Origin of the sequence: Halococcus thailandensis JCM 13552, assembly GCF_000336715.1 — an archaeon.
Lineage (GTDB): Archaea > Halobacteriota > Halobacteria > Halobacteriales > Halococcaceae > Halococcus > Halococcus thailandensis.
This window is the reverse complement of sequence record NZ_AOMF01000171.1, coordinates 95,147-114,651: the sequence shown is the minus strand read 5'-3', so window position 1 is coordinate 114,651 and position 19,505 is coordinate 95,147. Positions and strand designations below refer to the sequence as shown.

Here is a 19,505-nt window from a genome sequence, read left to right as displayed (position 1 = left end):
GGGGCCACGCAGTCGGCGTATGCAGGACGCCCGCCACGCCGACCTCGTCGAACTGCGCCGCGACCTCCACCGCCACCCGGAACCCGCCTGGCGGGAGTTCTACACCACGAGCCGCATCGTCGACGAGTGCGAGCGCATCGGCGTCGACGAACTCCACGTCGGCCCGGACGCGCTCGCCGACGGCGATCGCACGGCCGTGCCCGACGGTGACGAGCTCCAGCGATGGTACGACCGTGCCCGCGAGACCGGCGCACGCGAGGACGTGCTCGATCGACTGGAGGGTGGCTACACCGGCGCGGTGGCAGTGCTCGAACGCGGCGCGGGACCCACGGTCGCGCTCCGTGTCGACATCGACGGCCTGCTCCGCGAGGAGTCGGAGAGCGAGGAGCACACACCAGTCAAGGAAGGGTTTCGCTCCGAAACGGGCGCGATGCACGCCTGTGGGCACGACGCCCACGCGACCATCGGCATCGGGGTGCTCGAAGCGATCGCCGAGAGCGATTTCCAGGGGACGCTGAAGCTCCTGTTCCAGCCCGGCGAGGAGATGGTCGCCGGCGGGAAGCCGATGGCCGACAGCGGCCATCTCGACGACGTGGACTACCTTTTAGCTGTGCACGTCGGCCTCGACCACCCGACGGGCGAGGTGGTCGCGGGCATCGACGACTTTCTGGCTGTGCATCACTTCCGCGCCGACTTCTCGGGCGCTCCCGCCCACGCCGGCAACGAGCCGAACGCGGGCGACAACGCGGTACAGGCGATGGCGACTGCCGTTCAAAACCTCTACGCGATCCCGCGCCACGGCGACGGTCCCACGAGGGTGAACGCAGGGATGGTCGGCGGCGGCAGTGCGACGAACATCGTCCCCGAAGAGGCGTTCGTCGAGGGCGAAGTCCGGGGCCAGAGTACGGAACTGATGGAGTACACCCGCGAGCGCGCCGAGCGAATTCTCGACAACGCCGCCGCGATGCACGGCTGTTCGCTCTCGCTCTCGACCGTGGGTGGTGCGCCGAGCGCCGAAAGCGACGCCGGGCTCGTCGATCTCGTCCACGAGGTCACCACAAGTATGGAACGCGTCGAGACGGCGACCGAACGCGACGCGCTCGGCGGCAGCGAGGACGCGACCTATCTCATGCGAGAAGTCCAGGAGAACGGCGGGCTGGCGGCCTACGTCTGTGTCGGCACCGATCATCCAGGAGGGCATCACACCGCGACCTTCGACGTCGACGAGGAATCGATCGCCATCGGCGTCGATACACTCACCGATTCGATTCAGGAGATCGCCGAACGACGACCGTAACGCCGCGATTCCGACGATGATCGGTGTGAGCGCCAGGTCAGTTCGACTGCGGTCGGGGCTGTACCTGCGGGCGCTCGCTGGACGGTATCGACCGTTCGGAATCGTCCAGGAGCCGGCGCTTGGAGTTGTAGACGACGATGAGGCTGCTGACGGCCATCATGAGGGCGGCGAGCAGCGGCGTGATGACGCCGGCGATCGCGAGCGGGATCGCCACCGCGTTGTACGCGCCCGCCCAGAGCAGGTTCTGCTTGATGCGCCCGCGCGTCGCCGTCGCCAGCGAGAACAGTTCGGGCACGGCTTCGAGGCGGTCGTCCATCACGACGGCGTCGGCCGCTTCGATGGCGATCTCGGTGCCGCTCGCGACGGCGATGCCGAGATCCGCGCTCGCGAGCGCCGGCGCGTCGTTCGTCCCGTCGCCGACCATCGTGGTCGTCCCGCGCTCGCGCAGGCCACGGACGATCGCACCCTTCGACTCGGGGCGTACGCCCGAGAACACCTGGTCGACGTCGGGGTGGCTCGCGAACGTGCCGGTCATCCGCTCGTCGTCACCGGTCAGCACGACGATCTCGCGATCGTCGGCCGCGAGGTCCGAGACGACGTCGGCCCAGCCCTCGCGGGGCGTGTCGCGGACCGTCACGAGCCCACGTACCTCTCCATCCCACGCGACGGCGGTCGGATGGGTTCCCGAATCGTAGGCCTCGACGACTGCCCGCTCGATCCCTTCGGGCATCGCCCACTCGTCGCCGAACGAATCGGGATGACCGACGACGACGCGGGTGTCGTCGACGAGCGCCGAGACGGTGCGATCGGCGCGCTCGAAGGCGGAGACCGAGCGGGTGGTCGGCGGTGCGGCCGCGTCGATGGCGGCGGCGATCGGATGGCTCGATCGGCGTTCGACGGCGGCGGCCATCGCCAGCACCTCGTCCTCGCTCTCGCCCACGACGTCGGCGAGTTCCATCTCACCGGTGGTGAGCGTCCCCGTCTTGTCGAAGACGACGATGTCCGAGTCGTTGATCCGTTCGAGCACCGTCTCGTTGAGCACCAGGATCCGATCGTCGGCGGCGTCGCGGGTGGCCGCCGCGAGCGCGAGCGGCGTGGCGATGCCGAGCGAGCACGGACAGGAGATCACGAGGACCGAAACGCCGGCCAGCATGGCCGTGCTCACGTCGTTGCCGAGCGCGAGCCAGCCGACGGCCGTGAGCGCGGCGATCGAGACCACGAGCGGGACGAACACGACCGCGAACCGGTTGACGAGACGCTGAACGCCCGAATCCGAACTCTTGACGCTCCAGAGCAGCTCGACGAGCCGATCGATCGTGCTCGTGGCGTCCGGGCCGACTTCGACGACGATCGCGCTGTCGGTGAGCACCGACCCACCCAGCACGTCGTCGCCGTCGGACTTGCGCTGGGGGACCGACTCGCCGGTGACGAGCGCCTCGTCGATGGCCGCGGTGCCCTCGACGATGGTTCCGTCGACCGGGATGCGCTCGCCGGGTTTGACGAGCAGGTGATCGCCCGGTTCGCAGGCGTCGATATCGATCGTCTCGGTGGTGTCGCCGACCATCCGGCGCGCCTCGCTCGCCCGCGAGTCGGTGAGTTCGGTCCGGTTGCCGAGCGCGGCGCGCTTGACGCGCGACTCGATGTGGTTGCCGATCGTGACGACGACGAGCACCATCACTGCGACGTCGAAGTACGGGTCACGCCCGCCGGCGAGCAAGGTCACCAGCGAGTAGCCGTAGGCCGCGAGCACGGCGATGGCGATGAGCACGTCCATGTTCGGCCGGCCGACGCGCAGGCTCACGTAGGCCCCGCGGAAGATCGGATAGCCGAGGCCGATCAGGATGAGGGTGCTCCAGACCGCGAGCGGGCCGAACACCATCGCCTCGATGGTTCCCCCGTAGAGGAAGCTCTCTGGATAGATGCCGAGATAGACGGGATAGATGAACAGGATGTAGAGGACCAGCACGGGCATCATCACCACTGCGGCGAGAACGGCTCGATACTTCCCGAACTCGACGCGCGAGCGCAGCGAGTCGTCCTCCTCGTCGGGCCCGCTCGCACGATAGCCGAGGCGACTCACCGCCTCGGCGAGCGCCTCGCGATCGGTTTCGTCGGGATCGTAGACGATCCGGAGCATCTCGGTCGCGTAGCTCGCGCGCGCCTCGTGGACGCCCGACTCCTCCTCGGCGAGCAGTTCGATGAACCCCTCGCAGGTCTGACAGTGCATCCCGTCGACCGAGAGATAGGCCGTCTCGGCTCCCTCGGGAACCGAGAGTTCGGGATCTTCGTCGGCCGCGCGCTCGCGGATGGCCGTGATCGAGAGTTCGGTCTCCTCGTCCTCGTCGACGAGGCGGGCGACTTCGAGACAGCCACGACAGCAGAACTCGCCGTCGACGTCCGGATCGGTGATCGGTTCCTCGACGGGGAGTTCACAGAGCGTACACGCCGCCATTCAGGCGCCCCCACCCGGTCCGAGCGGCTGGTAGTAGGGGATCTCCGGCAGCGGGAGAGTGATGCCGAAACGCATGAAACCCATCGCCAGCAGTACGTAACCGAGCCCGATAAACAGTACGCCAAGGCCGTAGTGGACGACCTGTCGCTGGCGCGCGCTCACCGACTGGATGACCGTGCCGTAGAGAAAGACGCTCGGAATCGTCCCGAGACCGAGCGCGCCAAGCGAGAGGAGTCCGTGAAGGGGCGAGCCCTGTGCGAACGCGTAGAGAAAGGCAGGATAGAGCAGCATGCAGGGGAGGAGGCCGTGGAGCGCGCCCAGACCCATGATCCCGACGCCGTTGACCCAGCGGTCGATGCGCGTCGAGATGGCCGTGTAGCTCCGGGCGAACAGCGAGCCGATCCCCGTGCCGGCGACGATTCCCTCGACCGTGCCCTGTTGGTAGCCCGCCAACCGAGTGACGCCCATCACGACGATCGCGCCACCCATCACGATGCCGATCGCGCCCTGGATCGGGCCGAGCACGCCCGCGAGTTCCACCGTGCCGTAGAGGAGCGCGCCGGCGAGACCGAAGATCCCGCCGATGAGCGCGTAGCTGATCGTGCGCCCGAGGTTGAACAGCGCGTGCTGGCGCACCTCGTAGAGCGTGAGCGCGCCCGACCAGCGGTCGTCGGTCTCCATGCGCTCGGCGTAGGTCGCGACCAGCGGTCCGCACATCCCGATGCAGTGTGCGCCGCCGAACAGTCCGATGAGGAAGAACACCGCCAGCCCGTAGCCGCCCGTCGCGAGTCCCGAGAGCTGACCGGAGATCCCCGTCCCGACGGCTGCGAGCGGGCTGGCAACCATTGCAGTCGCTACGGTACGGTCGACGTAATGGGTTCTGGTTCGATGCTCGAACCGCAACCGCGAACGTGAGTTTCGGCGGCCCCGGGCCACCCGGTGGTGGCAGTCGCGGTGCGGTCCTGGCGGATGAAGGGCGAGGCGCGCGAGTAGCGAGGACCGAAGGTCCCTCGTACCCTGCGAGCGGGCCTCCGGCCCGCGAGCAGACGACCGTAGGGAGCGAGTAGCGAACGGAGTGAGCGCGCGCCGAGGGCTTCGGCGGTGCTGTGCGGAGAGTGTGCATCCGCGCGAACGAAGTGAGCGCGGTTTGCGAGCGGCAGTTTTTAGTCCAGGTTTTTGCGACGAGCGGTCGGCGAACGGAGTGAGCCGACCCGAGTCGTAAAAAAGTGGAGGTTGCCTACTGGAAGGTCCGGCCGACCTCGCGCTCCTCGGTGGCGGGTTCGCCGCTGTCGAAGCGGTCCTCGATCTCGTCGTAGCGCTCCTTGGTCTCGGCGGTGACGCTCGGCGTGACGTCGTCGAGCGCCTGGTCGAAGTGCTCGTCCTCGATACGGACGTTGCCGACGCTGCCGTCGAGATCCTCGGGATCCACAGTCTGGATGAACTCGCGGGTTGCGGCCATCGCAGCCTCGCGGGTGACGGCTTCGATGTCCGCGCCGACGTAGCCCTCCGTCCGCCGGGCGAGATCGTCGAGGTCCACGTCGTCGGCGAGTGGTTTGTCGCGCGTGTGGACATCGAAGATCGCCTCGCGGGCGTCCTCGTCGGGCACGGGGACGTGGACGTGTCTGTCGAGCCGACCCGGGCGCAGGAGTGCGCTGTCGATCAGGTCGGGTCTGTTGGAGGTGGCGATCACCACGACGTCCTCCAGCTCTTCGAGCCCGTCGAGCTCCGTGAGGAGCTGGGAGACGACGCGTTCGCCCACGCCGGAGTCGCCCATGTTGCGGCCGCGCTCGCCAGCGATCGCGTCGATCTCGTCGAAGAAGATCACCGTGGGAGCGTTCTCGCGTGCTTTGGAGAACACTTCACGGACGCCCTTCTCCGATTCGCCGACGAACTTGTTGAGCAGTTCGGGGCCCTTGATCGAGATGAAGTTCGACTGGGCTTCGTTGGCGATGGCCTTCGCCAGCAGGGTCTTCCCCGTACCGGGCGGGCCGTACATCATCACGCCCTTGGCGGCGTTCATGTCCATCGCCTCGAACACTTCGGGGTAGTCGAGCGGCCACTGGACGGTTTCGCGGAGGCGCTCTTTGGTGTCCTCCAGACCGCCGACGCTCTCCCAGGTGACGTCCGGGACCTCGACGAAGACCTCGCGGAGCGCGCTCGGCTCGATGCCTTTGAGCGCGCTCTTGATGTCGTCGCGCGTGACCTGCATCGATTCGAGCACCTCGGCGTCGATCTCCTCCTCGTCGAGATCGAGCTCGGGCCGGATCCGCCGCAGCGCGTTCATCGCCGACTCCTTGGCGAGGCTTTCGATGTCCGAGCCGACGAACCCGTGGGTGTTCTCGGCGTAGGTGTCGAGATCGATCCCGTCGGCCAGCGGCATGCCACGCGTGTGGACCTGCAGGATCTCCTTGCGCCCTTCCTTGTCGGGGACGCCGATTTCGATCTCGCGGTCGAACCGGCCGCCACGGCGCAGTGCGGGGTCGATCGCGTCCACACGGTTGGTGGCGGCGATCACCGTCACCTGGCCGCGCTCTTCGAGCCCGTCCATCAGGCTGAGGAGCTGGGCGACGACACGACGTTCGACGTCGCCGGAGGTCTCGTCGCGTTTGGGCGCGATCGAGTCGATCTCGTCGATGAAGACGATCGCCGGCTCGTTTTCTTCCGCTTCGTCGAACATCTCGCGGAGCTGTTCTTCGCTCTCGCCGTAGTACTTCGACATGATCTCGGGACCCGAGATCGTCTCGAAGTGGGCGTCGATCTCGTTGGCGACCGCTTTCGCTATCAGCGTCTTCCCCGTGCCGGGCGGGCCGTGCAGGAGAACCCCTTTCGGCGGTTCGATGCCCAGCTGTTGGAACAGCTCGGGGTGGCGCATCGGCAGTTCGATCATCTCGCGGACCTGTTCGAGCTCGCGGTCGAGTCCGCCGATGTCCTCGTAGGTCACCGATGGGGTGGTCCCGCCGCCGTCGCCGCTCTGGGCGTCGGAGACGATCTCCTCCGCGGGTTTCTCGCTGATCTCGATATCGGTGTTCTCGGCGACGATCACCGTGCCGTCGGGGTTCGTTTCGGCGATCCTGAGGGGGATGCGCTGGCCCGAACTGCCCGAAAACGGCCCGAAGCCGAGCGAGAACGGGATCGTCTGACCCTGCGTGATGGCCTGTCCCGAGAGCTTGTCCCGGACGTAGGGGCCGATGTTCCCCCTGATGCGGAGGTTCTGGGGCAGCGCCACCGTGACCGACTGGGCGGGCTTGACTTCGGCTTTCTCGACGCTCACGCGATCGTCGATGCCGACCTGGGCCTCGCTGCGGAGCTGGCCGTCGATGCGGATCACGCCCTGTCCCTGATCGTCGGGGTAGCCGGGCCAGACGCGCGCGATGGCGCGACCCTCGCCACCCTCGATCAGGATGTAGTCGCCGTTTTCGAGATCGAGGTCGTCCATCGCCGCGCGGTCGACCGCCGCCAGTCCGCGCCCGGCGTCCTTCTGTTTGAGCGGTTTGATCGTGAGGTTCATTGCGTCACCTCGACGGTAAGCACGCCGTTGTTGATGGTCGCTTCGGCCGTTCCCGACTCCGGAATCTCGAAGTCGGCCTGTTCGTCGCCGCTGACGATCATCACCGTGTTGTCGACGATATCGACCGTCGCCTCGTCGGCGTCGGAGCCGATATCGGCCGCGTAGACGACCGACGCGTCGTACTCGTACCGGCTCAACGCGTCCCCGTCTCGGTCATCGAACTGCTGGAGTGTTGGTGTCATCCTAACTCTGAGTTAGTGCTACTACTATATAAACGTTTCTCGAAATCGGCACCCCCGTGTCGGGAAGAGAGGGAGAACGATGGGGTTGCGGTTCAGGGTTTGGTTGGGGCTCGGAACGAAAGAGGATATCGGTAGCTGGGGCGCTGAACTGTGGATCGATCAGTGGAGAAGCGGTTTCGGTCGTCCGCCCACTGCGGAGCCGCGATACTGGCTTGCAGCCGGTCGCTACGAGATGAACTCGTTGTTGCGCCAGTCGACGCCCTTGCTCGCTGCCGGCCCCTCGGTGGGATCCTCGACGACTTCGAGGGAGGCCGGTCGTTCCTCGCCGTCGACGATGCGGGTGGCGGTGAGATCGCCCTCGCAGGCGGTGATCGCCGTCAGGGTGCCCTTCTCGGCGATCCGGGCGATGTCACGAAGCACCTCGAACATGGCGTACTGGACGGCGGTGTTCTGGAGGACGGTCTCCCGGTCGCCCTTGAAACAGGCGTATTCGACGAGCTCGGAGGGCGGCATCTCGTCCTCTTCGCCGGGTCCGCCACCCCAGCGCGGGCCGCCGGCGGGCGGTTTCTGTTCCTCTGGTGGTTCCTCGTAGACCCGGTTTTCGGACACGCTGGCTTTCAGCTGGGCCGTCGGCGTGTATTTACTCAGCGAGTCGTCCTCGGCGACGGCGCTGACGATGAGCGTGTTGTTCCGACGGGTGAGATCGATCGATTCGAGCTCCTCGGGGAGGGGCGGATCGTCGAGGAACTCGTGCAGGTCTTCGAGGGGCAGTTCGAGCGTCGAGTGGAGTTTGAATACACAGTCCTTCATGGTATCACCGGCAGTCGGGCGTGCTGCCGACGCTGCCCGTTCGTCGGTATATCGGTGGTCCGGACGTATATTCCCTGCCTTTCGTCCATCGCCATCACTCGCCGGCCAGCGCCGGTTCGAGATCGCCTTGCTCGTCGAGTTCAGCCAACACGTCGCTGCCGCCGATGAACTCGCCGTCGACGTAGGTCTGGGGCGTCGTCGTCCAGCCGCTGTGGGCTTCGAGCGCCGTCCGATACTCGTCAATCGATTCGAGCACGTCCACCGTCTCGAACTCGTCGCGATACTGGGAGATCAGCCCAAGCGCGCGATCGGAGTAGCCACACTGGGGCATCAGCTCGTTGCCCTTCATGAACAGCACCACCTCGTTCTCGTCAATCGCCGCATCGACGCGCTCGGTGACGGTCTCCTGCTCCAGTCCGCTGTCGGGTTGGAACGGCATGACCTTGCATAGGGGGCGTTCGGTCAAATGCATTGTGCCGCCGATGTTCCTCCACTACCCCCCCCCTCCTACTTCTCCCCGATATCATGACGTTTCTATCAGTTGGACTGGAAAATCAACCGGGCTACTCGGCAGTCTCGGTCGCCGGCCCGATGCGCTCACGCAACGCCTTCTTGTCGGTCTTGCCGATATCCGTCAGCGGAACCTGCTCGACGAACTCGACCGCGGCGGGCACGGCATGCTTTGCGACACGACCTTCCAGATAGTCGACGATCTCTCCTTCCGTGAGATCGCCGTCGTAGTCGGGATCGGGCTCGACGTAGACCTTCACGCGCTCGCTCCCGGGGCGCTCGGGATCGGGAACCCCGATCGTCGCCGGCCGCTTGACGCCCGGATGGCCGAACAGCTCCTCGTCGATCTCTTCGGAGTAGACCTTCAGCCCGGAGACGTTGATCATGTCCTTCACGCGATCGACGACGTAGAACCGGCCGCTTTCGTCGATCTTGGCCACGTCACCAGTGCTCACGAACCCCTCGTCGTCGAAGGGCTGCTTGTCGGCATCGAGATAGCCCTGCATGCGCTGCGGACCGTTGAGATACAGCTCGCCCTCGCGCTCGTCATCGATGGCCTCGTCGAGCGGGATCGGTTCGCCGGAGTCGACGTCGACGAGCTTTACCTCCGTGTCGGGCACCGGTACGCCGATGGTCGGCTGGTCGAACCCGCCATCGTCGGAGCTGCCGCCGGTCATCATGTCGAGCAACCCACGCGTGTTGAAATGCGTTATCGGCGACATCTCGGAGAGTCCATAGCCCTGTGAAACGCCCGTGCTCTGCTCGGCGAAGGCGTCCTTCGTCTCGCTCGCGAGCGGTGCCGATCCCGAGATGCCGATGATATCCTGTCCCAGCTCCTCGTCGACGATCTCCATGAACTGGGTGGGCACGCCCATCATGATCACCGGATCGTGCGTCTCGATGAGATCGCGCATCGTCCCCGTATCGCGCGCGTCGGGAACCGTGAGTACATCGAGCCCGAGCTCGATCAGCGAGTGCAGTACCGAGTAGCCGTAGGCGTGATAGAGCGGCAGCGCCATCAGCGCCGTCTCGCCGCCGCGCATCAGCTGTGCCATCCGACTCATGTTCGCCGTCGCCTGGAGGGCGTTCGCGGTGACGTTGCGATGGGTGAGCAGACAGCCCTTCGGTCGGCCGGTGGTGCCGCCGGTGAACAGCAGCGTGTGGACGTCCTCCTCGGGATCGAAGTCGATTTCGGGCGGCTCGTCGTCGGCGCGTTCGATTACGTCGGGCAACCATTCAGCACCAGCGACGTCGTCGTGATCGCTCGGCGGATCGTCGGAGTAATCCGCGATATCGGTAAGGATCAGATGGTCGAGATCGAGGTCGTCGCGGAGCGAACACAGCAGCTCGCGGTGGTCGTCCAGCCCGACGAGTACCGCTGGATCGCCCTCTTCGAGACGATAGCGCAGGTCGTCGTCGGCGTCGAGAACGTCGTTCGGGATGTGGACGCCGCCGGCCCGCGAGATCGCGTAGTCGGCGAGCACGAACTGGATCGAGGTCGGCAGGATGGTCGCTACGCGATCGCCCTTTCCGACGCCGCGATCCGCGAGCGCGCTCGCCAACCTGTCGACCGCCTCGGCGAGTTCGGGATACGTGAGTTTCTGTCCGAACTGGACCAGCCCCTGCTCGGGATGGGCGTCGGCGCTCTCGTACAGAAACGAGTGGGTCGGTTCGTCGGGATACGGTTCGAGGGTTTCCGGAATGCCGAACTGTTCGTACTCGTCGAACCACGGCGCGGCGTCGGGCATGGTTCGTGGTAGCTCGCGTCGTGTCTAAACCCGTCTGCGGCTATGCCCGGTGGTTCAAGTCGTCGTCCCGTTCGTCGTTGTTGTCTCGGCAGTTGTGGTTTCGACCGTCGTCCCGTCGGTTGTCGTTTCGGGTGCAGACGTGGATGACTCCGTAGTCTCGGTTGGCGACGGAGTGGATGTCGTGATAGCGGTCGTTTTCGCGCTCGTCTCTGTAGACGTGTCCGTCACGTTTGCTTCGGTGGTCATCGGTACCGAAGTCGTGGTGGAACTTGTGGTCACACTGGACTCCGTCGTAGTCTCGGTTGCAGTTGACGTCGTATTCGTTCCGTTTACGCTCGTTGTCGTGTTCGCAGTGGTGTTCCATGTCCCAGAGGAGAAAGAGACTTCGCCGGCTGCTGAATCTCCAAGTTGAGCATAGGTAACGGCACCACCGCCGGCACCTGCGATGGCGATAGCGCACACCGCGACAACTGTGATGAGTCGGGTTCGCTCCATCATCAATCCTCCGTGTTTACATCTGTCGGCCCGTCCGTCTCTGTCGGCGTGTTTCGCGCTGCGACCGCGAGATCGTAGATCTCTCCGAGTATCAGTAGTCCGAGTGGTATCCCGACCAGCGCAAGGAACCCCATCTGGGTGCCTGCGAACTTGATCACGTATCCGATAAATGGGATCGAGAACGCGAGTGCCCCGATGACATTCCTATCAGATACTTGTTGCGGGTCTCGGTTCTCATTTGCATCACCCTTCGTGACGAACTCTCGGCCCTCGTCCGTCTGGACGACTTCAACGACGCGATGAGTTGTTGGGGTTGCCTCGTCTTCGGTAGCGAATGTGATGATGTCACCGCGCTCGATAGATGCTGGTGACTGTTCGGCCACGAGGACGGCATCGCCCGTCGAAATCGCCGGTTCCATGCTCCCCGAAAGGACGACGTAGCTGTGATCTGCGCCGACGGCATTCGGTACGGCGTAAAGGGCAAACGGGGCAACTAGTGCGATCAACACGATCAGTACGACAAACCGCAAGATCGTCCCGCGATCTGGCGTGTTCATGATCGTGGTTCCCGTCTCCCAGATTGCTGTCCTCTGGATCGCGATCGCCGAGTTCGTTCGAGCTTCGTCGTTTGTATCGGTGTCATCATCACAATCAATATCGCTGTTTCAGTCACCGGTGCACGGATTGTTCGTCCCGTCGTGGTGACGGGCCTGCATCGCGTGGAATCGGAGATCGAATCCGAACTCCTTGTTCTGAACCGTGGCGTCGGTATCGTCAGGAAGTTTCCAGTCGATGCAGAGACACGGTCCGGTAGTCTCGCCCGACGAACTCGGCTCGTACGCAGTCTGTTTGCCTGCATCGCGATCCCGACCCTTGGAATCGAGCGGAAGTCCATCGTTGAGTGCCGAGAACACACTACTGAGGTTCCGATTCTTCTCACCGATGGGATTCCCCTTCGTCCCATCCTGGTCGCGATAGCGAACCGTGGCCTCTATCGCATCCGCGAGGTCGCTACTGGTGGTCAACTCGCCACAAGCCCAGAGGTACGCCGGGTTGTTGGCGAGCTCGAAACAGAACTTCAGTTGCCCGGAATCACCGGTCATGAGTTCGCTATAACCGGGCAACTCGGTCGATCCCTGGCCGTCGATAATCCCTGAATCCGTTTGTTCGTCATCGCCCACGTATGTCCGGTCGTAGTGAACGCGCAAGTCGAGCGATCCGCTCGTAAACGTCGCTTTCGTGCTCGCGGTGTCGCTGAAGACTGCGTACGTGCCGGCACCCCCGAGCGCGCCGATCCCGCCAGCGGTGGCGATCGCCGTCAGTACGCGTCGTCGTGTGGTTTCATCGGTCATCTGTGTTCTGTTGTTGTTTCGAAAAATCACGCGCTGGGAGCGTTTCGACTGCCAATGGGGCTGGCAGCGCGCTGTGCGGTCGCCAGTCGGTCATTGCTGGCGTTTCAGGTTCCGCCGTTTAGGTTGTCTCCCTCGCTTTGATCGCTAGATGCGTTTTCGCCGGGATTGTAGGACCCATCCGTCGGATCGCCATTGTGACGTGCTTGGATGAAGTCGAAGCTGAACACGATGTCCAATTTGTCTCCCTGGACTTCGTTACCGGTCTCGTATGGAAGCGACCAGTCGTAACCGAAGTTGATCTTCCCGCCCTCGCCCGCGGGTGGCAACGGTTCGAAGCCCTGATCGTTGCTGTCGTCGAGTGCTTGACCATTGAGAAGTACGCAGCCATCCCCCATCTCAGGAGCGCCATCGGGCGGAGATTCGAGAGTACCGCCCGAGTTGTCGTCGTTCAGCCAGTCACGCGTGCCCTGCGAGAGCCCCGCAGACGTAATGTCGCTCACAGTTCTCGCACTCAGGTTGTCAGTAGAGTTGTCCCAGTATGCATCTAGCGTCCCGCTCCCGATCTCCACCTTATTTGGAGGACCACTCCCGGTTGGATCGAAGAACGACGAGCTGACGTTTGTATCGTAGAACGGGATCATGCGCATGTGCTCGTCGAGTTCACCATCGTCGTTCTCGGTACTCACGCATGAGGCGACCCACGCGGGGTTGGTTTTGACTTGGAGTCCGAACACGAGACTACCGTAGTCGCCCGGTTTCAGGTCATTGACTCTTAATGCGACGTGATCAGCATCAGGGTTTGCCTGAATCATCCCAGATGTCGAATTGACGGTTTCACCGTTGTAGCTCGCCTCGTAGCTGATCTTGCCGTCGAGCTCACCAGCGGTGAACGTTCCATCTGTTTGCGCCCGATCGCTGAACGCGGCCCACGAGCCCGCTCCGAGCGCGCCTGCTGCACCGATCGTTGCCATGCCGCCGAGCACCCGTCGCCGGGTCAGCGGTGATTTGTCGTTGTCGTCTGCCATTGTCTTGGATCTCCGTATTCCGTTCCCCATCAGCGGGGACCATCGTCCGCCGTCGCTGCACGCCCCGCGAACATCGACATCGATGCAGCGTGGCGCGCTACCTGAGGCCATGACTCCCACCCCCATTGTATCACGCCGCCTGAACGAATCGCAGGCATCGTTTGAAGCGGCGCAAACGCGGCCTGAACGGCAGTAAAGGGAGCCTGAAGAGCAGTACAGACGGCCTGAATCGGTGTATCGACAGCCAAACGAGCATCGATGCTCACGAGAGGGGGAGTTGTCAGAACAGATCGGCGAGATCTAGTTAGCTAGAGTGCAAATCTAAGTGATACCGTGTTTCGTATTGGTATATGAGTGCAATCGACACCATCGAACTGCTCGCACGGTCGGAACATCGCGTGCGGATACTCGATCTGCTGTGCGAGAACGGTACGCTCGAAAAACACGTACTCGGAGATCGAATCGATGCCTCGCGGACGACGATCGGTCGAAATCTCGACGCGCTCGAAGAGCAGGGCTGGGTCAGCCGGACGAACGGGACGTGTACGATCACCCGGCAGGGCGAGCTGGTCGCGGAGGCGTTCGCCGATCTCGTGAGTGAAGTGGAGCTCACGGACAAACTGCGATCGTTCATGCGGTGGGTTCCCGACGACACGCTCGACCTCGATCTCTCGTTGCTCGCGGAGTCGAAAATCACGCTGGCACAGCCTGGCGATCCGTACGCGATGATCAACAAGCAGGTGCAGCTCATCAAGGAAACGGAGTGGTATCGGGTCGTACTCCCGTTTACCGGGCTGCACGCAACGGAGGCAGCGAACGAGCAGATCGTCGGTAACGGCGCGGAGGGCGAGCTCGTCGTCGAGCCGGATATCGCGGAGCTCTACTGTTCGGCCCAAGAATACGCCGATCTGTGGGGTGAAATGGAGGCGACCGGACGACTCGAACTGTTCGCTTACGACGGAACGTTGCCGTACTCGCTCGGAGTGTTCGACGACACAGTACAGATCGTCGTTGCCGAGGATGATGAACCGCGTGCGCTGCTGGAAACGACCAACGAAACGGTGCGTGAGTGGGCGTTGGAACAGTATCGACGCTACAAGCGCCACGCCGACGGCTTCAGCGTATCGTGAACGTTCATCGAGAAGTCACTCTCCAACAGGGAAAGCCACGCACAGCCGGTGTGCATCCCCTGCACGCTGTGCAGGAAGTACACTGATAGTGAATCCAACAAACGGGATAGACATGGGCACGGCCACAAGCGACCCTCCAGCCGAACCGGACGTGACCGACGGACAGCCGTCGGCGGAGCCGGTGGGGGCGGACGAGAACGATCGGAGTGGCCGAAATCTCTCACGGGATGCGCTCTTCGACGTACTGAGCAACCACCGCCGGCGGTACGCACTGCACTCGCTCAAACAGCACGAACGAACGGCGAACATCGGCGATCTCGCCGAACAGGTCGCCGCGTGGGAGAACGACGTTCCGCGGGTCGATCTCAGTGCGGCCGAGCGAAAGCGCGTCTACACCGCCCTCCAGCAGTTCCACCTGCCGAAGATGGATTCGGCAGGTGTCATCGAGTTCGACGACGCACGGGGTACCGTCTCGCTCACCGCGGCGGCCGACGGTCTCGACGTCTATCTCGACGTTGTCGGCGAGGACGACATCCCGTGGAGTCGGTACTATCTCGGCCTGTCGGCGATGGCGCTCGCGGGCGTCGGGGGCGTCTGGCTCACCGGCTTCGAACTAGTGCCCGAGCTGGCGTGGGCCGCACTCGTCGCCGGCGTCGTCTTCCTCTCGGCACTCGTCCACAGCTACTACGACCGACGGATGCAGCTCGGTGCGGCCGATACGCCACCGGACGCACCGGAGCGCTGATGTATCCCGTTCAGGCGGTCACGACGACCGCCTGCCGCCGAGGAGACGGCGACACGGTATCCGATCAACCACGCGAATCGATCGACGACAGCGACGACGATCGCACTCCGTCGATGGCGGTCGTTCGCGCGATCTCGCGACTCCCCGGCATCCGGGAGCGAGCACCCCGCCGGAACGCGCTCGTCATGTTCACCTATCTGCTCCTCGCAGCGTCTCTCGCCGGCCTGTTCGGCTGGATTATCGATAACGTCCCACTCGCGCTGTAGTGTGCTTTGGCAGGCGGAACCCCGACCTGAGAATCAGTCGTCGGCCGGTGCGGGCTGACCGCTCTCCGGCTCGATGCTCGGCGGATATTTCCCTCGATCGAGCTTCAGATCGGAGAGCGGCCGCGCCATGCAGGTGAGGGCGTACTCCTCGGCCTCGCGCTCGGAGAACCCGCGAGCGGCCGGCTGCGTCACCTCGCCCTCGACGATCTCGGCCGAGCAGGCCAGACACATCCCGACCCGACAGGAGTATTCCTGGGCGATCCCCTCTTCGAGACAGCGCGAGAGGATGGTCTCGGTCTCGGCGACGGTGATCGTCTCGCCGGTCGAAACGAACTCGACGGTGTGCTCGGTCATACCCTCCACTCCAGCCGGCCCCGACAAAACCCTTTACCCATGTCGGCCGACGGGATGGCCGCGACGGGTGGGAAGAGTTTTCCACCCGCCCCTCGACCATCGCCCAATGCGAACGCACGAACCCGACGTCACCATCGTCGGCGCGGGGACCGCCGGCTGCTACGCCGCCGCGACCCTCGCGCGAGCGGGCTACGCTGTCGTCATCGTCGAGCGCAAAACGGCCGACGAGGCCGGCCACATCGCCTGTGGCGACGCGCTCAAGGGAGCCGACGCCTTCCCCGAGGCGATCCCGAAATCCCACATCGCACCCTCGTTCACCAACACCGCAGTCGATCACGGCCGCTTCGAGATCCCTCAGGAGGACGCCGTCCTCGACATCCCCGTTCCGGGCGAACTCGCGGTCATCGACCGACTCGAATACGGCAAGCTCGTCATCGAGGGAGCCAAGCAAGCAGGAGCGGAGATCCACTACGACACCGTCGTCAACGACGTCCAACAGAACGACGAGCGCGTGACGGGCCTGACTGGCAAGCGACAGGGCGAGCCCGTCGAGTACGAGAGTGAACTCGTCATCGACGCCGCCGGTGCGCTCTCCGTGCTTCAGGACAAGGCCGATCTCGCGGACGCGACCTTCGACACCAACGTGAACTACTCGCAGTTCTCCTCGGCCTACCGCGAGATCGTCGAGGTCGACGAGCCCGTCGAGTGGCAGGACGCGCTCGTTCTCAAGCCAACCCAGCGCGCGGCCGGCTATCTCTGGTACTTCCCGCGGACGCCGACCGAGATCAACGTCGGGCTCGGCTTCCAGATGAGCGAGGAGCCGATGGAGCTCGTCGAGGCGCTGCGGCGCGATCTCCGCGAGCGCTCGGAGTTCAAAAACGCCACCGTCAAGGACAAGCTCGGCGCGGCGCTGCCGACACGTCGGCCGTACGATTCGGGCGTCGCCCCCGGCTTCATGGCCATCGGCGACGCTGCCGCCCACGTGAACCCGACCACGGGCGGGGGGATCGCGGGAGCAGCCTACGCCGGCAAATACGCCGGCGAGGCGGCCATCGACGCCATCGAGGACGGCGACGTGAGTGAGGACGCGCTCTGGGAGTACAACGAGCGGGTGATGGACCACTTCGGCGGGCGCTACGCGGCACTCGATGTCTACAACATCTTCGTGATGGCGACCGGCCTCAACAACCTCACCGGCCTGCTGGCCGCCCTGCCCGCGGCGAAGCTCTCCGACGCGCTCTACTCGGGCAGCGCGACGATCGATCTCCCGCTCAAGATCAGAACCGCGATCAAGAGCTTCGGCCACTGGAAGACGGTGTTCGATCTCTACGAGACGAAACAGGAGGCCGACCGCCTGCTCGACCACTACGAGGAGTATCCCGACAATCCCGACGAATTCGAATCCTGGCAGGCCCAGCGCGACGGGCTGATGGACGTCATCTACGCGACGACCGGCGCAAGCGCGAAATACTAATCGAGCCGTTCGGCCGCGTCGCGCTCCAGCAGCGGCGTCACGTTCACGTCGGGGAGCGTCACCACGTCCTCGCTCGCGAGATCGTACGTCCGCTCGTCCGCCCCGAGGATCTCGCCGACGTCGCGCGTGATGCGAACGGTCGTTCGCTCCGTTTCTCGCCCTGCGTCGTCAGCCGCAGCATCCTCATCCGATTCCACACTTGTGTCGGCCGTATCGGGCGAAGCCTGCGTAGTTTCAGGTGTGGGTTCGGCTGCCGATTCTTCCATGGAATCAGACGTCTCGCCACCCATCACGTCGGCCGCGCTGACGCCGCCCTCAGCTTCCGGCGGGGATTCCCGCCCGCTCGTCCCCTCCGCAGCCTCCGGTTCGACGGATTCGGGTGCTGTCGGCGGCTCGGTCGCCGCCGTCGAGGGTGCATCGACACCGTCTGATGCGTTCTCGCCGCCTGGTGCGGCGTCGGTCGTCGCGCCAGCACTGTTGACGAGAACGTCGTCCAGGACGTGCTCGCGGTTCGACTCGATCGCGTCGACGAGCGTTCCGAACAGGTCGCGCTCCTCCTCGGTGAGCCCGTCTTTCTCCGCAGGCATGCCGGCGGCGGCGAGGCTGGCGAGCTTGACGAGCTTGCCGACACGGCGCTCGTAGATCGCTTCGACGGTGTCTTCGGCCGTCTCGATGTCGTCGGTCAGTCGGCGGACCTCTGGCGCGTCGAAGGGGTCGTCGGTGGCCTCGGCCGCGCGCTCGCGTTCGGTTCTGAGTTCGGCTACGAACGCCCCCACGTCACTGTAAAAATCCTCGCGCAGATGCTGGAGACTGTCCTTCTGGCGCTCCTTGCTCCGTGTCGACTGGAGATCTCCGAGGTTCATTCTTCGCCCTTCTCGGCGGTGCCGCGCGTCATGAGGAACACGCCGACGTACTCCGGGACGTGAGATGTCCCCGCCGGCACCGTAAAGCTATCGCCAGCGAGTTCCGTGGTCGTTGCCTCCTCGCACTCGACGGTGATCTCCTGCCCGCGGAACGTCGCCGGGATCGCGTCGACGAGCGGGTCGAACCCCTCGATCTCGTCGCGTGCGAGCCGTTCGACGGAGAGCCCGCTCCCGCCGTGGAGGCTGCCCGGCAGGCGGATCAAGCGATTGGTGTCGGTGGTGACGGGTTCGTCGATCGGTGCGTTGTCCGCCGCGACCACCTCGGGGAACAGTCGCTCGGCGAGCGCGTAGAAGGCCGGATGGACGTCGACGTTCCCCGCCTCGATCTCGTCGCCGTTCGTCCGTGCGGCGCGCAGTGCAGCCGCGGCCTTACCCTCGCCGATGCCGTCGAACTCCCGGAGGCGGGCAAGCGCGTCGTCCTCGTCCATGGCGAGCAGTTCGTCGACGAAGTCGAGGAGATAGCGGTGTGCGCGCCGGCTCCAGCCGCCGGTCGTGTCGAGCGTGCGCTTCTGGGCCGGACTGCTCCGGCCGGCCGTGCCGCCGACCGCTTCGTGAGAGATGAGCGCGTCGATGTCGATCCCGATCCCGCGGACGTAGTCGACGATCTCCCGGCGCGCGTCGCTTTCGAGCGGCTGGACGCCCGCGTCGCGGACGTGGACGTGGTAGCCGCGCCCGCCCGAGAAGACGATCGTGAGATCCCGAAAGCCGAAGTCGTTCTCCAGGAAATCGAGCAGGCGCAGCAGTGCGGCCTTGCACTTTTCGAGCATCTCCTTGTACGAGTCCGCGCCGAGCTCCACGCTCGGAAGGTGGTCGGCGTCGAGATCGAAGACGAGATCGGAGCCGCGCCAGCCCTTCTCGGCCATCGAGCTCGCGCCGGGATCGTCGTATCGCCCCGCCGAGAAGTAGACGTGACGGGGGCGCTCGCGCGCGAGGAAATCCGGGAGGGAGCCGAGATCGAGCGTCGAGTTGTGGCGCACCATCGTGGTGCCGGGACCGGCGGTCCACGGGATATGGCCCCATTCGCGCGCGTCGGCGTCCGGCGGCAGCGTCGGCTCCGTCCGGCGGTAATGGTCGCGAAAGCGCCCCCGGAGATACGCGCGCGTGCGCTCTTCCATCGGGCGACCTATTCGAGAACACCACGCAAAACGTTGCCGTCTCGACGACGGCAGCCGAC

19 protein-coding genes are annotated in these 19,505 nt (G+C 64.8%); 6 read left to right on the top strand and 13 right to left on the bottom strand.

Annotated features, from left to right (window positions below):
• Positions 1 to 19: 19 nt before the first annotated feature.
• Positions 20 to 1,297, top strand: coding sequence for an amidohydrolase (locus C451_RS16875; RefSeq protein WP_007742443.1), 1,278 nt, complete (start codon positions 20 to 22; stop codon positions 1,295 to 1,297).
• Between the two features lie 37 nt (positions 1,298 to 1,334).
• Here C451_RS16875 and C451_RS16870 read toward each other — a convergent pair whose 3' ends face one another.
• From C451_RS16870 to C451_RS16840, 7 genes are all read right to left on the bottom strand, one after another.
• Complete coding sequence (locus C451_RS16870; RefSeq protein WP_007742442.1) at positions 1,335 to 3,749, bottom strand: heavy metal translocating P-type ATPase; 2,415 nt, start codon at positions 3,747 to 3,749, stop codon at positions 1,335 to 1,337.
• Entirely contained in the window at positions 3,750 to 4,595 is an 846-nt protein-coding gene (locus C451_RS16865) for a sulfite exporter TauE/SafE family protein (RefSeq protein ID WP_007742441.1), read from the bottom strand.
• 391 nt (positions 4,596 to 4,986) lie between these two features.
• Positions 4,987 to 7,257 (bottom strand): CDC48 family AAA ATPase, encoded by a 2,271-nt coding sequence (locus C451_RS16860; RefSeq protein WP_007742440.1) that lies wholly within the window; start codon positions 7,255 to 7,257, stop codon positions 4,987 to 4,989.
• Positions 7,254 to 7,499 carry a DUF7127 family protein gene (locus C451_RS16855; RefSeq protein WP_007742439.1) on the bottom strand — a complete coding sequence of 82 codons (246 nt, stop codon included), beginning with the start codon at positions 7,497 to 7,499 and terminating at the stop codon, positions 7,254 to 7,256. The genes C451_RS16860 and C451_RS16855 overlap by 4 nt, the downstream gene beginning before the upstream one ends.
• 225 nt (positions 7,500 to 7,724) lie before the next feature.
• Positions 7,725 to 8,309 carry a DUF7110 family protein gene (locus C451_RS16850; RefSeq protein ID WP_007742437.1) on the bottom strand — a complete coding sequence of 195 codons (585 nt, stop codon included), beginning with the start codon at positions 8,307 to 8,309 and terminating at the stop codon, positions 7,725 to 7,727.
• Positions 8,310 to 8,403: 94 nt separating this feature from the next.
• On the bottom strand, positions 8,404 to 8,748 hold the full coding sequence (locus C451_RS16845) for a glutaredoxin family protein (RefSeq protein ID WP_007742436.1): 345 nt from the start codon (positions 8,746 to 8,748) through the stop codon (positions 8,404 to 8,406).
• A gap of 124 nt (positions 8,749 to 8,872) precedes the next feature.
• Positions 8,873 to 10,567: an AMP-binding protein gene (locus C451_RS16840; protein WP_007742435.1), complete on the bottom strand. Its 1,695-nt coding sequence runs from the start codon at positions 10,565 to 10,567 to the stop codon at positions 8,873 to 8,875.
• A 49-nt stretch (positions 10,568 to 10,616) separates the two neighbouring features.
• Between C451_RS16840 and C451_RS22160 the strand changes: the two genes are divergently transcribed.
• Positions 10,617 to 10,979: a hypothetical protein gene (locus C451_RS22160; RefSeq protein ID WP_152420489.1), complete on the top strand. Its 363-nt coding sequence runs from the start codon at positions 10,617 to 10,619 to the stop codon at positions 10,977 to 10,979.
• A gap of 85 nt (positions 10,980 to 11,064) precedes the next feature.
• On the opposite strand, the gene C451_RS16830 is transcribed toward C451_RS22160, so the two are convergent.
• The 3 genes from C451_RS16830 to C451_RS16820 all read right to left on the bottom strand — a co-directional run bounded on the left by C451_RS16830 (position 11,065) and on the right by C451_RS16820 (position 13,439).
• On the bottom strand, positions 11,065 to 11,619 hold the full coding sequence (locus tag C451_RS16830; RefSeq protein ID WP_007742432.1) for a signal peptidase I: 555 nt from the start codon (positions 11,617 to 11,619) through the stop codon (positions 11,065 to 11,067).
• A 108-nt stretch (positions 11,620 to 11,727) separates the two neighbouring features.
• Positions 11,728 to 12,414, bottom strand: a complete 687-nt coding sequence (locus C451_RS16825) for a TasA family protein (RefSeq protein WP_007742431.1) — start codon at positions 12,412 to 12,414, stop codon at positions 11,728 to 11,730.
• A 104-nt stretch (positions 12,415 to 12,518) separates the two neighbouring features.
• A complete protein-coding gene (locus tag C451_RS16820) occupies positions 12,519 to 13,439 on the bottom strand; it encodes a SipW-dependent-type signal peptide-containing protein (protein ID WP_007742428.1) in 921 nt (306 codons plus the stop codon).
• A gap of 350 nt (positions 13,440 to 13,789) precedes the next feature.
• Between C451_RS16820 and C451_RS16815 the strand changes: the two genes are divergently transcribed.
• The 3 genes from C451_RS16815 to C451_RS16805 all read left to right on the top strand — a co-directional run bounded on the left by C451_RS16815 (position 13,790) and on the right by C451_RS16805 (position 15,580).
• The gene (locus tag C451_RS16815) at positions 13,790 to 14,569 is read left to right on the top strand and encodes a helix-turn-helix transcriptional regulator (RefSeq protein WP_007742425.1); all 780 of its coding nucleotides are present in this window, start codon (positions 13,790 to 13,792) and stop codon (positions 14,567 to 14,569) included.
• 112 nt (positions 14,570 to 14,681) lie between these two features.
• The gene (locus C451_RS16810) at positions 14,682 to 15,314 is read left to right on the top strand and encodes a DUF7344 domain-containing protein (RefSeq protein ID WP_007742423.1); all 633 of its coding nucleotides are present in this window, start codon (positions 14,682 to 14,684) and stop codon (positions 15,312 to 15,314) included.
• Positions 15,314 to 15,580: a hypothetical protein gene (locus tag C451_RS16805; protein WP_007742421.1), complete on the top strand. Its 267-nt coding sequence runs from the start codon at positions 15,314 to 15,316 to the stop codon at positions 15,578 to 15,580. The genes C451_RS16810 and C451_RS16805 overlap by 1 nt, the downstream gene beginning before the upstream one ends.
• A gap of 33 nt (positions 15,581 to 15,613) precedes the next feature.
• On the opposite strand, the gene C451_RS16800 is transcribed toward C451_RS16805, so the two are convergent.
• Positions 15,614 to 15,934 carry a 2Fe-2S iron-sulfur cluster-binding protein gene (locus C451_RS16800; protein ID WP_007742420.1) on the bottom strand — a complete coding sequence of 107 codons (321 nt, stop codon included), beginning with the start codon at positions 15,932 to 15,934 and terminating at the stop codon, positions 15,614 to 15,616.
• A gap of 106 nt (positions 15,935 to 16,040) precedes the next feature.
• Between C451_RS16800 and C451_RS16795 the strand changes: the two genes are divergently transcribed.
• Complete coding sequence (locus C451_RS16795; RefSeq protein WP_007742419.1) at positions 16,041 to 17,408, top strand: geranylgeranyl reductase family protein; 1,368 nt, start codon at positions 16,041 to 16,043, stop codon at positions 17,406 to 17,408.
• On the opposite strand, the gene C451_RS16790 is transcribed toward C451_RS16795, so the two are convergent.
• Entirely contained in the window at positions 17,405 to 18,271 is an 867-nt protein-coding gene (locus tag C451_RS16790; RefSeq protein ID WP_007742418.1) for a hypothetical protein, read from the bottom strand. The two genes, C451_RS16795 and C451_RS16790, sit on opposite strands and share 4 nt — an antisense overlap.
• Entirely contained in the window at positions 18,268 to 19,446 is a 1,179-nt protein-coding gene (priS, locus tag C451_RS16785; protein ID WP_007742417.1) for a DNA primase small subunit PriS, read from the bottom strand. The genes C451_RS16790 and priS overlap by 4 nt, the downstream gene beginning before the upstream one ends.
• Positions 19,447 to 19,505 lie beyond the last annotated feature (59 nt).

Coding starts and splice junctions, on each gene's coding strand:
- C451_RS16875 (WP_007742443.1), top strand. CDS start 20: ATGCAGGACGCCCGCCACGCCGACCTCGTCGAACTGCGCCGCGACCTC.
- C451_RS16870 (WP_007742442.1), bottom strand. CDS start 3,749: ATGGCGGCGTGTACGCTCTGTGAACTCCCCGTCGAGGAACCGATCACC.
- C451_RS16865 (WP_007742441.1), bottom strand. CDS start 4,595: ATGGTTGCCAGCCCGCTCGCAGCCGTCGGGACGGGGATCTCCGGTCAG.
- C451_RS16860 (WP_007742440.1), bottom strand. CDS start 7,257: ATGAACCTCACGATCAAACCGCTCAAACAGAAGGACGCCGGGCGCGGA.
- C451_RS16855 (WP_007742439.1), bottom strand. CDS start 7,499: ATGACACCAACACTCCAGCAGTTCGATGACCGAGACGGGGACGCGTTG.
- C451_RS16850 (WP_007742437.1), bottom strand. CDS start 8,309: ATGAAGGACTGTGTATTCAAACTCCACTCGACGCTCGAACTGCCCCTC.
- C451_RS16845 (WP_007742436.1), bottom strand. CDS start 8,748: ATGCCGTTCCAACCCGACAGCGGACTGGAGCAGGAGACCGTCACCGAG.
- C451_RS16840 (WP_007742435.1), bottom strand. CDS start 10,567: ATGCCCGACGCCGCGCCGTGGTTCGACGAGTACGAACAGTTCGGCATT.
- C451_RS16830 (WP_007742432.1), bottom strand. CDS start 11,619: ATGAACACGCCAGATCGCGGGACGATCTTGCGGTTTGTCGTACTGATC.
- C451_RS16825 (WP_007742431.1), bottom strand. CDS start 12,414: ATGACCGATGAAACCACACGACGACGCGTACTGACGGCGATCGCCACC.
- C451_RS16820 (WP_007742428.1), bottom strand. CDS start 13,439: ATGGCAGACGACAACGACAAATCACCGCTGACCCGGCGACGGGTGCTC.
- C451_RS16815 (WP_007742425.1), top strand. CDS start 13,790: ATGAGTGCAATCGACACCATCGAACTGCTCGCACGGTCGGAACATCGC.
- C451_RS16810 (WP_007742423.1), top strand. CDS start 14,682: ATGGGCACGGCCACAAGCGACCCTCCAGCCGAACCGGACGTGACCGAC.
- C451_RS16805 (WP_007742421.1), top strand. CDS start 15,314: ATGTATCCCGTTCAGGCGGTCACGACGACCGCCTGCCGCCGAGGAGAC.
- C451_RS16800 (WP_007742420.1), bottom strand. CDS start 15,934: ATGACCGAGCACACCGTCGAGTTCGTTTCGACCGGCGAGACGATCACC.
- C451_RS16795 (WP_007742419.1), top strand. CDS start 16,041: ATGCGAACGCACGAACCCGACGTCACCATCGTCGGCGCGGGGACCGCC.
- C451_RS16790 (WP_007742418.1), bottom strand. CDS start 18,271: ATGAACCTCGGAGATCTCCAGTCGACACGGAGCAAGGAGCGCCAGAAG.
- priS (WP_007742417.1), bottom strand. CDS start 19,446: ATGGAAGAGCGCACGCGCGCGTATCTCCGGGGGCGCTTTCGCGACCAT.